The following is a 14,860-nucleotide window of genomic DNA, read 5'->3' on the forward strand; positions in this document are numbered from 1 at the left end:
TGAAAGGGGGAACTCGGTTCAAATGAACATGGATTTTATCGAAGCGCTGTCGGAAATTGAACGTGAGAAAGGTATCTCTAAGGAGCTGCTGATTGATGCGATCGAGGCGGCGATGATTTCGAGTTATAAGCGCAATTTTAATACGGCTCAAAACGTACGAGTGGACATCAACCGTCAAACAGGTCTGATCAGGGTGTATGCGCGCAAGACGGTCACGGAGGATGTGCTGGATCCGCGATTGGAGATTTCGCTCCATGCCGCTCGTGAAATTAACCCTAACTACCAAATGGACGATATCGTCGAGATTGAGGTTACACCTCGCGACTTCGGCCGTATTGCTGCCCAAACGGCGAAGCAAGTCGTTACGCAGCGTATCCGCGAAGCGGAGCGCGGGTTGATTTACAACGCTTTTATTGACAAAGAAGAGGATATCGTTACAGGTATTCTGCAGCGTCAAGATCAGCGTAACATTTATGTCGATCTCGGCAAGGTAGAAGCGGTTCTGCCGCTGACTGAGCTCATGCCGACGGATAAATTCAAACACTTGGACCGGATTAAAGCGTTTATCACCAAAGTGGAAAATACGACCAAAGGGCCGCAAATTATTCTTTCCCGGACACATCCAGGTTTGCTCAAACGTTTGTTCGAGCTGGAAGTACCGGAAATTTTCGATGGGGTAGTCGAAATTCGTTCTGTCGCCCGTGAAGCGGGATTCCGCTCCAAAATCGCCGTTCACTCCCGCAATCCGGAAGTGGATCCGGTCGGCTCCTGCGTTGGTCCGAAGGGCTTGCGCGTACAGACGATCGTAAGCGAGCTGCGCGGAGAGAAGATCGATATCGTGCGTTGGATGGAAAGTGTGGAAGAGTATGTGGCCAATGCGCTTAGCCCTTCCAAAGTGCTTGAAGTTCAAGTGCATGAGAATGAGAAAATGGCGCGCGTCATCGTGCCAGATTACCAGCTGTCGCTGGCGATCGGCATCAAAGGCCAGAATGCTCGCTTAGCCGCGAAATTGACCGGCTGGAAGATCGATATCAAGAGTGAAACACAGGCCGAACAAGAGTATGGCCGCCCAAAAACTCTCACTGAAGAAATGCACCAAGACTCCGTAAGCATTGATTAATTAGCAACTAGCAATTTGCCTAGGCAAGGGGTGACCTTATATGAAGCAGAGAAAAATCCCTCTGAGAAAATGCGTGGCCTGCCAGGAGATGATGCCGAAGAGGGAATTGATCCGCGTCGTCAAAACGCCTGAGGACGAAATTCTCATCGACTTGAAAGGGAAGAAGTCCGGGCGTGGCGCCTACCTGTGCGGCAAAGTTTCCTGTTTTAAGCTGGCTAAGAAGAGCAAGGCGCTGGATCGGGCGCTGAAGCATGCCGTAAGCGCCGATATATATGATCAATTAGAGCAAGATTTTATTCGCGTCGAAGACGAGTTCCTCGCCTCGAAGGATGAGGAGTCGGATGATGATGAAGAATAAATTTATGTCTCAATTGGGTTTGGCAATGCGGGCAGGTAAGCTGGTTTCCGGTGACGAAGGCGTCTTTAAGGCGATTCGTTCGGGCGAAGCGAAGCTTGTCATTATGGCGGAGGACGCTTCGGACAATACGCGTAAAAAATTTCAAGATAAATGCTCGTTTTACAGCGTTCCGCTGATGGAGCTGGGTACGAAATACGAGCTCGGAAGCAGCATCGGCAAAGAGATGCGTGTTATTCTGGGTGTATTGGACGGAGGCTTCGCGCAGATGCTGCAGAAGTGTCAGGAAAATCCTGCGGAGGTGAAGATGATTGACAAATAAACAAGACAATAAAGACAAAACCCGCGTGTATGAATACGCCAAATCGCTGAATATGAGCAGTAAAGAAATCATTACGATACTCAAACGTTTAAATATTCCAGTGAATAACCATATGAGCGTAATGGAAAATGATGCGGTAGATAAAGTAGAAAAGTTTTTTCGTGATATAAAAGCAAATGCGGCTGCCAAGAGAGCAGCCACGGACGGAGGCAATGTGAGTTCAACAACGACGAATCAGAAACCTGCATCGCAGGCTCCTGCACAGGAGAATAAAAATGCTGCAGCACCGGCTTCGAAGCCTGCTGCCCCAGAGCAAACAACAAGCGGCCAAAGCGCCCAAGCAAGCAATCAAACATCTGCGCAAGGACAATCGCAATCGCAATCGCAATCGCCTAGACGCTCGGATGATCAATATGTAGCAAGCCGTCCGCAACCAGGTCGCGATCAGCGCTCCGGCGGTCAAGGGCATCGTCCAAGCAGTCAAGGCAGCTCCGGCGGTCAAGGCGGTTACCAAGGCCAACGTTCCGGCGGTCAAGGCAGTGGCGGCGGCCAAGGCGGTCAAGGCCAGCGTCAAGGCTACCAAGGACAACGTCCTAGCGGCCAAGGCGGCAGCGGCCAAGGCGGTCAAGGTCAACGTTCCGGTGACAGACCACCGTACCGTTCCAATGACCAGCGCCCGAACCAATCCGGTGGCGGTGGCTACAACTCGCGTCCCGGCGGTCAAGGCGGACAGGGCCAAGGCGGCAACCGTAGCGGCAACAATTCCGGTCCCCGTCCAGGCGGTTCATCCGGAGGGCAAATGGCATCTAGCCCAAGCGCGAACAGCGGTCGTCCGCAAGGCGGCGCTAACCGCAGCAGCGCAGGCAACAACCGTCCTAACCGTCCATTCGATAACCGCAACCAAAGCGGCAGACCGGTTATTCAAGAAGCGAAGCCGCAGTTCCACGTGGGCGCTTCGGCAGCAGAGCTGGATGAAGCGGCAGCAAGAGCCGGTGTGAAAACGCAAAAGAAAACAAAACCGACGCCAAATCGTTTTGACGATAATAAAGGCAAGCGCGGCCCTGGTGGTCAACGCGGCAATGCAAGAGGCAGATATCAACAAGAGACTGTCAAAAAGGAAAAAATCGACAATACGCCGAAGAAAATCATCGTGCGCGGCACAATGACAGTAGGCGAAACTGCGAAATTGCTCCACAAAGATGCTTCCGAAGTGATCAAGAAGCTGTTGTTCTTGGGTACGATGGCAACCATCAACCAAGAGCTTGACCTGGATGCGATTCAATTGATCTCCAGCGAATTCGGCGTTGAAGTTGAAGTGAAGATCAAAGTGGAAGAAGATAACTTTGAAACGATCGAAGAAGTGGATGATGAGGCTGATCTGCTTGAGCGTCCGCCAGTCGTTACCATCATGGGTCACGTTGACCACGGTAAAACAACACTTCTGGATGCCATCCGTTCGACGAACGTAACCGAAGGCGAAGCAGGCGGCATCACGCAGCACATTGGTGCTTATCAAGTTGAAGTAAATCAAAAGAAAATTACGTTCCTGGATACGCCTGGTCACGAAGCGTTCACAACGATGCGTGCCCGCGGTGCTCAGGTAACAGATATTACCATTATCGTCGTTGCAGCAGATGACGGTATCATGCCGCAAACCGTGGAAGCTATTAACCATGCGAAAGCAGCTAATGTGCCAATCATCGTTGCGGTGAATAAAATTGATAAAGAGGGCGCAAACCCTGATCAAATCAAGCAAGCGATGACCGCTTATGAACTCGTTCCAGAGGAATGGGGCGGCGATACGATCTTCTGCGAAATTTCCGCGAAGCAGCGCATCGGTCTGGAAAACTTGCTGGAAATGATTCTGCTTGTTGCTGAAGTTCAAGAATACAAAGCAAATCCGAACAAGCGTGCTAGAGGAACAGTTATCGAAGCTGAACTCGACAAAGGCCGCGGTCCGGTTGCGAGAATCTTGATCCAGCACGGTACGCTGAAAGTTGGCGACAGCTTCGTGGCAGGCGTTAACTTCGGCCGTGTACGTGCGATGGTCAACGACAAGGGCAAACGTCTCAAAGAAGCGGGTCCTTCGACACCGGTCGAAATCACTGGTTTGACCGAAGTTCCGCAAGCCGGCGATCCGTTCCTTGCTTATGAAGACGAGCGCAAAGCTAGAGATATCGCGGAACGCCGTGCAACAGCACTTCGTCAATCCGAGATGACAGCGAACTCGCGCGTGACACTGGATGACCTCTTTAAGCATATTAAAGATGGTGAAATTAAGGATCTGAACGTTATTATCAAAGGGGACGTTCAAGGTTCCGTTGAAGCTTTGAAGAGCTCCCTGGAGAAAATTGAAGTCGAAGGCGTGCGCGTTAAGACACTTCATATCGGCGTAGGCGCGATCACGGAGTCCGATATTATTCTCGCTTCGGCTTCCAACGCCATTATCATCGGCTTTAACGTTCGCCCTGAGCCAGCTGCGAAAACGACAGCAGATCAAGAAAAAGTAGATATCCGTTTGCACAACATTATCTACAACGTTATCGAAGAAATCGAGCAAGCGATGAAAGGCATGCTGGATCCAGTCTTCAAAGAAGTGGCTCTTGGCAGTGCTGAAGTGCGTAACGTATTCAAAATTACGGGCGCCGGTACGATTGCAGGCTGTATGATAACCAACGGCAAAATTGTGCGTAATGCGCAAGCTCGCTTAGTCCGCGGCGGCATCGTCGTGTACGAGGGCAAAATCGATTCCTTGAAACGATTCAAAGATGATGCCAAAGAAGTTGCACAAGGTTACGAATGTGGTATATCTCTGGAGCGTTATCATGATATTAAAGAAGGGGACGTTATTGAAGCCTTCATCATGGAAACCGTTGAGAGGTGATAACAGATGGCAAGAGTTCGCGTAGGGCGAGTCGGCGAGCAAATTAAGAAAGAACTAAGCCAGATTGTGCAGTCAGAATTGAAAGATCCGCGTATCGGTTTTTTGACGGTTACCGGCGTTGATGTGACGAACGACTTATCATTGGCACGGGTGTACCTGAGTGTCATGGGTACCGAAGAAGAAAAGGCAGCGACTTTAAAGGCGCTGTCTGCCGGTGCCGGCTACATTCGTTCTGAGCTCGGCAAGCGCATTCGCTTGCGGAAGATTCCTGAGCTTCAATTCAAATTTGATGCATCGATCGATTATGGCAGCCGGATTGACAACCTGTTGCACCAGCTGAATCAGGAAGGAAATCCGAACGTATGAACAATGGAATGAACCATGCACCCGAATACGTGCAGCAGCTCGAAGCGGCTGCGAAGTTTATCGAGCAGCATGATGATTTCTTGGTGGTATCTCACATCCAACCGGATGGAGATGCCGCCAGTTCTACATATGCTACCGGCTGGATTTTGAGCCAGCTTGGGAAATCATTCACAATGATTAACGAAGGGGCTATGCCCTCTAAGTTTTCCTTTTTATCTGGAAGCGGTCAGATCGTGAATTATAGCCAGGGGACCCCGAATCGGGTTTTTCGGGCCATTATAAGTGTGGATTGTGCTGATTTTTCCAGAATGGGTAAGATCAGCACTCTTTTTGATGAGCAGGTTCAGCTGCTCAATATTGATCATCATCCGACGAATGATCGCTTCGGCACATGCCATTTGATCAAGGATGATGCTGCAGCTACGGTGCAGATTCTTTATGATTTGGCGATGCACATGATGCTGACACCGGATTTGGCGTTCGCGGATTGTATCTATACGGGTCTGCTGACAGACACGGGCGGCTTCCGCTACTCCAGCACGACGCCGGAAGTGATGCAGATCGGTGCGACGCTGCTGAAGCTTGGCGTACAAGGTTCCGACATTGCCGAGCAAGTGTTGGAGCGATTGACATATGCTCAGACTGTGCTGCTGCAAAAAGCGTTGTCGACGCTCGCTTTCGCTCACGATCGCAAGCTGGCATGGATCGCCGTGTCGTTAGCGGATCTGGAATCCACCGGGGCCACCAGTGAAGATCTGGACGGACTCGTCAATTATCCGCGCAATATCGAAGGCGTTGAAGTCGGCATGCTGTTCAAGGAGAAGACGCCAGGCGTCATCAAGGTGAGCCTGCGCTCGGCCGGCAAAGTGGATGTCGCGCAAATTGCTCAATCGTTGGGCGGCGGCGGACACGTGCGTGCCTCAGGTTGTACGGTACACGGCACTCTGGAAGAGGCCGTAGCTAGTATGGTTCAGGAAGTAGGGAAGACACTCTAATGACGCTTGAAGGCATTTTACCCGTATGGAAGCCTGAAGGCTTTACTTCACATGATGTGGTGGCAAAAGTAAGACGGATTTTGGGAATCAAACGTATTGGCCACACAGGCACTTTGGATCCGCAAGTTACGGGGGTTCTGCCGCTATGTGTCGGACGGGCGACCCGGATGGTGGAATACATCCAGGAACTTCCCAAACAGTACGAAGCGGTGCTGCGAATTGGCCTGTCCACGGATACAGAGGACATGACGGGAACCGTTCTAGCGGAAGTCGGCGATGTTTCTCTGACCGAAGCGCAGGTACGCAAGGCCTTAGCTTCGTTCATTGGTGAAATCGAACAAGTGCCGCCGATGTTCTCGGCTGTTAAAGTGGATGGCAAGCGGCTCTACGAGCTGGCGCGAGAAGGCAAAGAGATTGAGCGCAAAAGCCGTAAGGTCACGATCCATGAACTGGACATCCTGGACATGAACTTGGAAGCGCCGCAGCCGGAAATTCATTTCTGCGTTACTTGCTCCAAGGGCACTTACATCCGTACCTTGTGCGTTGATATCGGCAAAGCGCTGGGCTATCCGGCAGTGATGAAAAGCTTAATCCGCACATCTACGGGCAATCTGCGTAAGGAGCAGTGCCTGACATTCGAACAAATCGAACAGTTGAAGCAAGATGGCACCCTACAGGCGCATATGATCCCTATGGATCAAGCAATCAGCCATATTCCGGCTGTTCGGCTTGATAGCGTAGAAGCAGTCCATGCTTTGCAGGGAAAGCGGCTGAAGTTGGATGCACAGCGTGCTGAACAGATTGGCGCCGCTGATGCCTTACTCCGCGCATATTCGGCGGATGACAAGTTTTTAGGTCTTTTTGAATGGAACGGTGCAAGCCGCAGCCTGTCGCCAGCAAAAGTTTTCCTCTAAACGCTTATTTATTCTTCTTACTGGACAGGTCGAAATAGGTAGGTGAAATGAACTTATATGCAAATATTTCCAATAACATATCCGATCGATGTGGAGCAGAACTCCCTTTACATCGGCAAGCAGGTGGTCGCGATCGGTGACTTCGATGGCGTTCATATGGGACACCGTGAAGTGATCGGCCGGGCGGTACAAACGGCAAAGCACCTTGGACTGCCCTCTGCCATTATGACGTTTGACCCTCATCCAAGGGCCATCATGGGCCAGGACAAGTACACGGAGCTGCTGACCCCGCGGGAGCGCAAGATGGAGATCTTCTCCAGCTTAGGTGTCGACCACGTTTATATCGTCACATTTGATGCTTCGCTTATGCGCTTGACACCGGAGCATTTTGTCGACCATGTGCTGGACAAGCTCGGGGTGGAAAGCGTTGTTTGCGGCTTTGACTTTACATTCGGCTTTCAAGGCAAAGGCACACCAGATACGTTGTGCGAGCTGAGTCATGGCAAGTTTACCGTGGAGGTCGTAAGGCCGTTTCAGATGAATGGGGAAAAAGTCAGCAGCACGCTCATCCGCGAGTCGTTACAGAGCGGCGACCTCGACACGGTCACACGGCTTCTCGGCCGCACCTACAGCCTGAGAGGAACGGTTGTCGATGGCGACAAGCGGGGCCGCACGATCGGGTTTCCGACAGCGAATATCCAATTGGATGAGCCTTATGTCGTTCCGATTCATGGGGTGTATGCGGTTAAAGCGACAGTAAATGGGGAAAGCTATAGAGGTGTTATGAATATCGGCGTGAAGCCGACGTTCAAAACCGGCGAGCTGAAGCCGTCGCTCGAAGCCCATCTCTTTGATTTCTCTCAGCAAATCTATGGCGAGACAATGACCGTAGAGTTAGTCGCTTTCTTACGGGAAGAGCGCAAATTTACGTCCATTGATGCGCTGATTACACAAATCAAGCTCGATTCGGATGCGGCGCGCGCGAGATTGTCGGAAATTTAACCGCTAGTTGCAAACAGGCATTTACTTCTGCCTAGCACCTATGCTATACTAACTAACGTTGTCAAAAAATAATATTTTTTTGGCGCTAAACCTTAGCTTGGAACCGCGCTATCACCGGCGTGATCTCGGCTACAGGGGATATTACGATACAGGAGGTGACCTAGGATGGCATTAACACAAGAGCGCAAAACTCAACTGATCCAAACTCACAAGGTACACGATACCGACACGGGTTCTCCAGAGGTACAAATCGCTATCCTTACGGAAAACATTGTTAACCTGACAGATCATTTGCGGACACACAAGAAAGATCATCATTCCCGCCGTGGTTTGCTTAAAATGGTTGGACAACGCCGTAAGCTGCTGACATACCTGAAGAACAAAGATGTGAGCCGTTACAGTGCTTTGATTGAGAAGCTTGGCTTGCGTCGATAAAACCGACACCTAAGAAGCAACCTGTTGCTCCTTTGCTGAGCTGAATAAGCTAAAGCGAAGTGCGGCAACGTGGTTGCTTTTTCGTGTATTTTAAAACTGCAAAAGAAGGAAATACTAGTCATTACGCAGAAATAGAGGAAGACAGCAAGACAAGAATACATAGCAAATAATCCCTTTATCAATGGGTAATAGCAGCTTACCTTGTAAGTTTGACTATGATGAAAACGTTTAAGGAGGATCTTATGGAGAAAAGAGTACAAATGGAACTTGGCGGCCGCCCGTTCATTCTTGAAACAGGCCGACTTGCTAAGCAAGCCAACGCAGCGGTAACAGCCCGCTATGGCGATACCGTTGTTCTTTGTACAGTAACGGCATCCAGCGAGCCGAAGGACCTGGATTTTTTCCCGTTAACTGTCAACTATGAAGAAAGATTATACTCGGTCGGTAAAATCCCTGGTGGATTTATCAAACGTGAAGGCCGTCCCAGTGAAAAAGCGATCCTGGCCAGCCGTCTGACAGACCGTCCGATTCGCCCGTTGTTCCCGGAAGGCTTCCGTAACGATGTGCAAATCGTCTCGATCGTCATGAGCGTGGATCAGGAATGTTCCCCGGAGATTGCCTCGATGATCGGTACTTCCGCTGCGCTTGCGATTTCTGATGTTCCGTTTAACGGACCAATCGGTGGCGTAATCGTCGGTCGGGTAGATGGTCAGTTCGTGATCAACCCGACGACTGAGCAAGCCGAGAAGAGCGACATTCATTTGACTGTAGCCGGTACGAAAGACGCCATCATGATGGTTGAAGCCGGTGCGAATGAAGTGCCAGAGGAAGTCATGCTCGAAGCGATCATGTACGGTCACGACGAAATCCGCAAAATTGTCGCTGTCATTGAAGAGCTGGTCGCGCAAGCGGGCAAGCCGAAGATGGAAGTGAAGCTGCATGCAGTTGACGCGGCTGTGAGCCAGGCCGTTCGCGAGTTCGCACAAGCGCGTTTGGTGGAAGCGATTAAAATTCCTGAGAAGCACGCCCGTCAAGAAGCGATCGACGCTGTCAATGCCGAAGCGGTTGCGCATTTCACTGAAGTTTACGCGGACACGCCTGATGCGATGGATGATGTGAAAGAAACGCTGTACGATATTGTCAAAGAAGAAGTACGCCGTCTCATTACGCACGACAAAGTTAGACCAGATGGCCGTAAATTAGAAGAAATCCGTCCAATCGAGTGCGACATCACGCTCCTGCCTCGTACACACGGATCTGGATTGTTCACACGCGGTCAAACGCAAGCTTTAAGCATATGTACACTCGGTGCGCTTGGCGATGTACAAATTCTGGATGGCTTGGATTTAACCGAAACTAAGCGCTTCATGCATCACTACAACTTCCCGCCGTTCTCTGTTGGTGAAGCAAGACCGCTTCGTCCTCCAGGCCGCCGCGAAATCGGTCACGGGGCATTAGGCGAGCGCGCGCTTGAGCCGATCATTCCGAACGAAACGGATTTCCCTTATACCATCCGCCTTGTATCAGAAGTGTTGGAATCCAACGGATCTACGTCGCAAGCGAGTATCTGTGCGAGTACACTTGCGCTGATGGATGCGGGCGTACCGATCAAAGCACCTGTAGCCGGTATCGCGATGGGCTTGATCAAAGATGGCGATCACTTCTCTATCCTGTCGGATATTCAAGGGATGGAAGATCACCTCGGCGACATGGACTTTAAAGTTGCAGGAACAGCCAAGGGCGTTACGGCACTGCAAATGGATATCAAAATCGACGGCATCGACCGCAATATTTTGCAGCAGTCTTTGGAGCAAGCCAAAGAAGGACGTATGCATATCTTGAACAAAATGCTGTCACGAATTGACGAGCCGAAGAAATCCCTTTCTCCCTATGCGCCTAAAATTATTACGATGCAAATCAATCCGGATAAAATCCGTGACGTTATCGGTGCTGGCGGTAAAATTATCAATAAAATTATTGAAGAAACCGGCGTAAAAATCGATATCGAGCAAGATGGCCGCGTCTACATCGCTTCCTCGAACCAAGAGATGAACGAGAAGGCACGTTCCATTATCGAAGGCATCGTGCGTGAAGTCGTAGTTGGCGAAACTTACCTCGGTACAGTCAAACGCGTAGAGAAATTCGGCGCCTTTGTTGAAATTCTTCCTGGTAAAGAAGGTCTGGTTCACATTTCCCAGCTTTCGACTGAACGTGTCGCTAAGGTGGAAGATGTGGTAAATGTCGGTGACCAAATTACGGTCAAAGTAACCGAGATCGACCAGCAAGGCAGAGTAAACCTTTCGCGCAAAGCAACCTTAACTCCGCAAGTCCCGGCCCAAACTTAAAGCCGTGTGACTTGCGAAGTCACAACTTCATCAAGTCCGGATAAAGAGTCAGATCAATCTGTCTCTTTTTTTGTGTTGTTCTAACCTTGTCCTCCTCTGCATACGATCAGAAAATAAGGAAAACTTATGCTAGTGATGGTTTTTTACATCCACTAGTCAAAGACCTTGGGAGGAACAACGCATGCAAGTCAAAAGATGGCTGCTGCTTGGAGGCGTTTTTGCAATCGTGCTGTTCGCCATCCAGGCTGTCCCTGACATTGGAACTTATATACAAGCGGTAAAATCAGGAGATCTGCCGAGCTTTGAGGACAATGACCCGAGCTTGGAAGTGGATGAGGCGGAGGCGATGCCAGTTATGGCGATGGCCTCGGTGCAGACCAAGTCCGAAGAAGGGATCCAAGTCAGCCGCAATCGTCTCTTGGATATTATTAAAGCGGAGGCGGCCAAGCGGAGGATAGCTCCGATCAATGCGAAGATGGATCCAGTGTGGAAAGCAATTCCCGGATATAACGGGTTAGAGGTGGACATTGACGAAACGCTGAAGTTGGCCGAGCATCATTTTACCCCAGGCAAAATTCATTACATTATGAAAGAAGTTCCGCCTGCGATCCAGCTCGATGACTTGGGGCCAAGCCCGATCTATAAGGGCAACCCGAAAAAGCCGATGGCGTCCATCATGATCAATGTCGCCTGGGGCAATGAGTATTTGCCGCGCATTCTGGAGACGCTGCGCAAGGAGAATGTGCATGCCACCTTTTTCTTCGACGGCAGTTGGCTGAAAAAGAACGTGGAGACGGCGAAACTGATTCAACGCGAAGGACATGAGCTCTCGAATCATGCTTATTCGCATAAGGACATGCGGAGCATTAGCCGGTCCAAAGCGGTTGAAGAAATTTCCAAGACGGAAGATCTGCTCAAGCAGCAACTAGGTGTGAACAATACGCTGTTTGCGCCGCCATCGGGCTATTTCAACGAAGAAACGGTCCGTGTTGCCGCGGATTTCAAGCTCAGAACGGTGCTGTGGACGTTTGATACGATCGATTGGAGAAATCCCGGTGCCGACCGCATCATCGAGCGCCTATCCCGAAACATCGAACCCGGTACCTTGATCCTGATGCATCCGACGGCATCTTCCAGCCAAGCGCTGGGCGGGATGATCAAAGTGATCAAGAATAAAGGCTTGACGCTGGGTACGGTCAGCGAGCTGCTATCTTCGAATCGCGTCCCGGATACGAGCATGATGATGCCGTAAGGCAAGCGGATTTGTGTGAAATGGAAATCTGTGGGTAACAACTTGTTTGTGTCAGACGAACATTTTTGTTAGACTAATGAAGTATATATGGGGAATAGACATTTTGGCGTAACAATCGAGGAGGAACCCTGGTGATCAAATACCGCTTACATAATGGTTTAAGAGTCGTCATGGAACAAATCCCAACCTGCCGCTCGGTATCTTTCGGCATTTGGGTGAAGACCGGCTCACGCAATGAGAAGCTGGATAATAACGGTATTTCTCATTTTATAGAACATATGCTCTTTAAGGGCACAGAACGCCATACGGCGAAAGATATTGCCGAGATTTTTGACGGCATCGGCGGCAATGTGAACGCCTTTACGTCCAAAGAGTACACTTGCTATTACGCCAAAGTGCTGGATGAGCATTTGCCACTAGCGATGGACGTGCTTGCGGATATGTTTTTCAATTCCACCTTTGATGAAGGCGAAATGGAAAAAGAAAAGAACGTGATCTACGAAGAAATTTCGATGTATGAAGATACACCGGACGATCTCGTACACGATTTGGTGGCCAAAGCGGCTTATGGCACGCATGCGTTAGGCTACACAATCTTGGGCACGCAGGACAATTTGTCTAAGATGAAGCCTGATGATTTGCGTAATTATATGAAGCATTTTTACAATACGGAAAATACAGTGCTCAGCATCGCCGGCAATATTGACGATAGCGTGAAAGCGCTGATTGAGCAGCATTTCGGCAACTTCGTTCAATCCGGAGCGGAAACGGAATATGACGCACCAGACTTCCTTGGGGACCTCATCTTCCACGCGAAGAAAACCGAACAGAATCATATTTGTCTCTCCCTGCCGGGTCTTTCCCTGCAAGAGGATAACTTGTATCCGATGGTTTTGCTCAACAACGCAATCGGTGGGGGCATGAGCTCCAGACTGTTCCAGGAAATCCGTGAGAAAAGAGGGTTGGCGTATTCCGTATACTCCTACCACTCCTCGCATATCGACAGCGGTATGTTCACGATCTATACAGGAACGGCGCCGAAGCAGACAGATGAAGTGTTGAAAGTAACGCTGGAGCTGCTGCATGACATTGCCGTGAAAGGCATGACGGATAACGAGCTGAAGAAAGGCAAAGAACAGCTGAAAGGCAGCTTGATCTTAAGTTTGGAAAGTACGGGAAGCCGCATGAATCGTTTAGGTAAAAATGAGCTGATGACCGGCAAGCATTACAGCCTGGACGAAATGATTGCGCGCATCGAAAGTGTGCAAATGGAGCATGTACGCGCCTTGACCAAGACGCTCTTCTCGGCACCATTCGCTTTATCGATGGTCGGCCACTCCGACGACGTATTGAAAGATTTCAGGAGGGATCAGCTTGTCTCTCTATAGTTACGACGTACAAATCAAACGCATGCCCGGCAATGAGGACGTCCTCCTGCCGCAAAAAATGTCCGCCGCCGCCAGCGGCTACGACCTGCATGCTGCCGTCAGCGAACCGGTTGTGCTGCAGCCGGGCGAGCGCCGGCTTATCCCAACCGGCTTCGCGCTGAGCATGCCGCCAGAGCTGGAGGCGCAGATTCGCCCGCGCAGCGGCTTGGCGTTCAAGCACGGCATCACCACGCTGAATTCGCCGGGCACCATTGACGCCGACTATCGCGGCGAGGTGAAAGTGCTCCTGATCAATCACGGGCAGGAGCCGTTCACGGTAGCGCGCAATGAGCGCATTGCGCAGATGGTATTCCAGCTCGTGCCTACGATTCAGCTCAGCGAAGTAACTGAGCTGACGGAGACGGAGCGGGGCACAGGCGGTTTTGGACATACGGGACGTTAGTCCGTATGGCATTATTTGATAAAGAGGGTGTCCCACAAGCCAAAATATTGGCTGTGGGACACCCTCATTTTTTTGTGGCGGGTGCTTATGTCGCCACATTCGAGCCACAAGTTGTTCTAATTGGTTTATGCCCACTTACAGCGGTCATCTCGGCAGCTTAGACGTCTCTAGTCCGAAATTGCCCACTTACAGACACATTTTCTGCTCGACACTACCGTTTACCCCGCTCTAATTGGGTAAAATCGACCTGCAGCACGCTCACTACAAGTCAGCCACTCTCTCATTGGGTAAAATCGACCTGCAGCGCGCTCACCCACAAGTCAGCCACTCTCTAATTGGATAAAATCGACCTGCAGCGCGCTCACCACAAGTCAGTCACTCTCTAATTGGGTAAAATCGACCTGCAGCGCGCTCACCAGAAGTCAGTCACTCTCTAATTGGGTAAAATCGACCTGCAGCGCGCTCACCAGAAGTCAGTCACTCTCTAATTGGGTAAAATCGACCTGCAGCGCGCTCACCACAAGTCAGTCATTCTCTAATTGGATAAAATCGACCTGCAGCGCGCTCACCACAAGTCAGTCACTCTCTAATTGGATAAAATCGACTTGCAGCGCGCTCACCAGAAGTCAGTCACTCTCTAATTGGGTAAAATCGACCTGCAGCGAGCTCACCAGAAGTCAGTCACTCTCTAATTGGATAAAATCGACCTGCAGCGCGCTCACCAGAAGTCAGTCACTCTCTAATTGGGTAAAATCGACCTGCAGCGAGCTCACCAGAAGTCAGTCATTCTCTAATTGGATAAAATCGACCTGCAGCGCGCTCACCAGAAGTCAGTCACTCTCTAATTGGATAAAATCGACCTGCAGCGAGCTCACCACAAGTCAGTCATTCTCTAATTGGATAAAATCGACCTGCAGCGAGCTCACCAGAAGTCAGTCACTCTCTATTGGGTAAAATCGACCTGCAGCGCGCTCACCAGAAGTCAGTCACTCTCTAATTGGGTAAAATCGACCTGCAGCGCGCTCACCACAAGTCAGTCA

The 14,860-nt window shown here is 50.4% G+C and carries 13 protein-coding genes; all 13 read left to right on the top strand.

Annotation, left to right across the window (positions count from 1 at the left end):
• Window positions 1-22: 22 nt before the first annotated feature.
• The 13 genes from nusA (at window position 23) to dut (ending at window position 13,820) form a co-directional block, all read left to right on the top strand.
• Window positions 23-1,120: a transcription termination factor NusA gene (gene nusA / locus O9139_RS06510; protein WP_270878648.1), complete on the top strand. Its 1,098-nt coding sequence runs from the start codon at window positions 23-25 to the stop codon at window positions 1,118-1,120.
• 40 nt (window positions 1,121-1,160) lie between these two features.
• On the top strand, window positions 1,161-1,478 hold the full coding sequence (gene rnpM / locus O9139_RS06515) for an RNase P modulator RnpM (RefSeq protein WP_270878649.1): 318 nt from the start codon (window positions 1,161-1,163) through the stop codon (window positions 1,476-1,478).
• Window positions 1,462-1,797 (top strand): YlxQ family RNA-binding protein, encoded by a 336-nt coding sequence (locus O9139_RS06520; RefSeq protein WP_377524119.1) that lies wholly within the window; start codon window positions 1,462-1,464, stop codon window positions 1,795-1,797. The genes rnpM and O9139_RS06520 overlap by 17 nt, the downstream gene beginning before the upstream one ends.
• Window positions 1,787-4,681: a translation initiation factor IF-2 gene (infB, locus tag O9139_RS06525; protein WP_270878650.1), complete on the top strand. Its 2,895-nt coding sequence runs from the start codon at window positions 1,787-1,789 to the stop codon at window positions 4,679-4,681. The genes O9139_RS06520 and infB overlap by 11 nt, the downstream gene beginning before the upstream one ends.
• Before the next feature lie 6 nt (window positions 4,682-4,687).
• Window positions 4,688-5,047 carry a 30S ribosome-binding factor RbfA gene (rbfA, locus tag O9139_RS06530; RefSeq protein ID WP_270878651.1) on the top strand — a complete coding sequence of 120 codons (360 nt, stop codon included), beginning with the start codon at window positions 4,688-4,690 and terminating at the stop codon, window positions 5,045-5,047.
• Complete coding sequence (locus O9139_RS06535) at window positions 5,044-6,042, top strand: DHH family phosphoesterase (protein ID WP_270878652.1); 999 nt, start codon at window positions 5,044-5,046, stop codon at window positions 6,040-6,042. Before rbfA ends, O9139_RS06535 begins: the two co-directional genes overlap by 4 nt.
• On the top strand, window positions 6,042-6,956 hold the full coding sequence (truB, locus tag O9139_RS06540) for a tRNA pseudouridine(55) synthase TruB (protein WP_270878653.1): 915 nt from the start codon (window positions 6,042-6,044) through the stop codon (window positions 6,954-6,956). The genes O9139_RS06535 and truB overlap by 1 nt, the downstream gene beginning before the upstream one ends.
• 57 nt (window positions 6,957-7,013) lie before the next feature.
• A complete protein-coding gene (locus O9139_RS06545; RefSeq protein ID WP_270878654.1) occupies window positions 7,014-7,958 on the top strand; it encodes a bifunctional riboflavin kinase/FAD synthetase in 945 nt (314 codons plus the stop codon).
• 165 nt (window positions 7,959-8,123) lie between these two features.
• A complete protein-coding gene (rpsO, locus tag O9139_RS06550; RefSeq protein WP_270878655.1) occupies window positions 8,124-8,393 on the top strand; it encodes a 30S ribosomal protein S15 in 270 nt (89 codons plus the stop codon).
• 242 nt (window positions 8,394-8,635) lie between these two features.
• A complete protein-coding gene (gene pnp, locus O9139_RS06555; RefSeq protein ID WP_270878656.1) occupies window positions 8,636-10,738 on the top strand; it encodes a polyribonucleotide nucleotidyltransferase in 2,103 nt (700 codons plus the stop codon).
• 181 nt (window positions 10,739-10,919) lie between these two features.
• Window positions 10,920-11,990, top strand: a complete 1,071-nt coding sequence (locus O9139_RS06560) for a polysaccharide deacetylase family protein (RefSeq protein ID WP_270878657.1) — start codon at window positions 10,920-10,922, stop codon at window positions 11,988-11,990.
• 131 nt (window positions 11,991-12,121) lie between these two features.
• Window positions 12,122-13,378 carry a M16 family metallopeptidase gene (locus tag O9139_RS06565; protein ID WP_270878658.1) on the top strand — a complete coding sequence of 419 codons (1,257 nt, stop codon included), beginning with the start codon at window positions 12,122-12,124 and terminating at the stop codon, window positions 13,376-13,378.
• The gene (gene dut / locus O9139_RS06570) at window positions 13,365-13,820 is read left to right on the top strand and encodes a dUTP diphosphatase (RefSeq protein WP_270878659.1); all 456 of its coding nucleotides are present in this window, start codon (window positions 13,365-13,367) and stop codon (window positions 13,818-13,820) included. The genes O9139_RS06565 and dut overlap by 14 nt, the downstream gene beginning before the upstream one ends.
• The last annotated feature ends 1,040 nt before the right edge of the window (window positions 13,821-14,860 follow it).

This window comes from Paenibacillus aestuarii (assembly GCF_027789125.1).
In the GTDB taxonomy this organism is placed as follows: Bacteria; Bacillota; Bacilli; order Paenibacillales; family NBRC-103111; genus Paenibacillus_E; species Paenibacillus_E aestuarii.

Bases quoted from the DNA above. Each gene is read 5' to 3' on its own strand.
- O9139_RS06545 (WP_270878654.1), top strand. From the start codon at position 7,014: ATGCAAATATTTCCAATAACATATCCGATCGATGTGGAGCAGAACTCC.
- O9139_RS06520 (WP_377524119.1), top strand. From the start codon at position 1,462: ATGATGATGAAGAATAAATTTATGTCTCAATTGGGTTTGGCAATGCGG.
- pnp (WP_270878656.1), top strand. From the start codon at position 8,636: ATGGAGAAAAGAGTACAAATGGAACTTGGCGGCCGCCCGTTCATTCTT.
- rbfA (WP_270878651.1), top strand. From the start codon at position 4,688: ATGGCAAGAGTTCGCGTAGGGCGAGTCGGCGAGCAAATTAAGAAAGAA.
- truB (WP_270878653.1), top strand. From the start codon at position 6,042: ATGACGCTTGAAGGCATTTTACCCGTATGGAAGCCTGAAGGCTTTACT.
- rnpM (WP_270878649.1), top strand. From the start codon at position 1,161: ATGAAGCAGAGAAAAATCCCTCTGAGAAAATGCGTGGCCTGCCAGGAG.
- O9139_RS06535 (WP_270878652.1), top strand. From the start codon at position 5,044: ATGAACAATGGAATGAACCATGCACCCGAATACGTGCAGCAGCTCGAA.
- rpsO (WP_270878655.1), top strand. From the start codon at position 8,124: ATGGCATTAACACAAGAGCGCAAAACTCAACTGATCCAAACTCACAAG.
- O9139_RS06560 (WP_270878657.1), top strand. From the start codon at position 10,920: ATGCAAGTCAAAAGATGGCTGCTGCTTGGAGGCGTTTTTGCAATCGTG.
- nusA (WP_270878648.1), top strand. From the start codon at position 23: ATGAACATGGATTTTATCGAAGCGCTGTCGGAAATTGAACGTGAGAAA.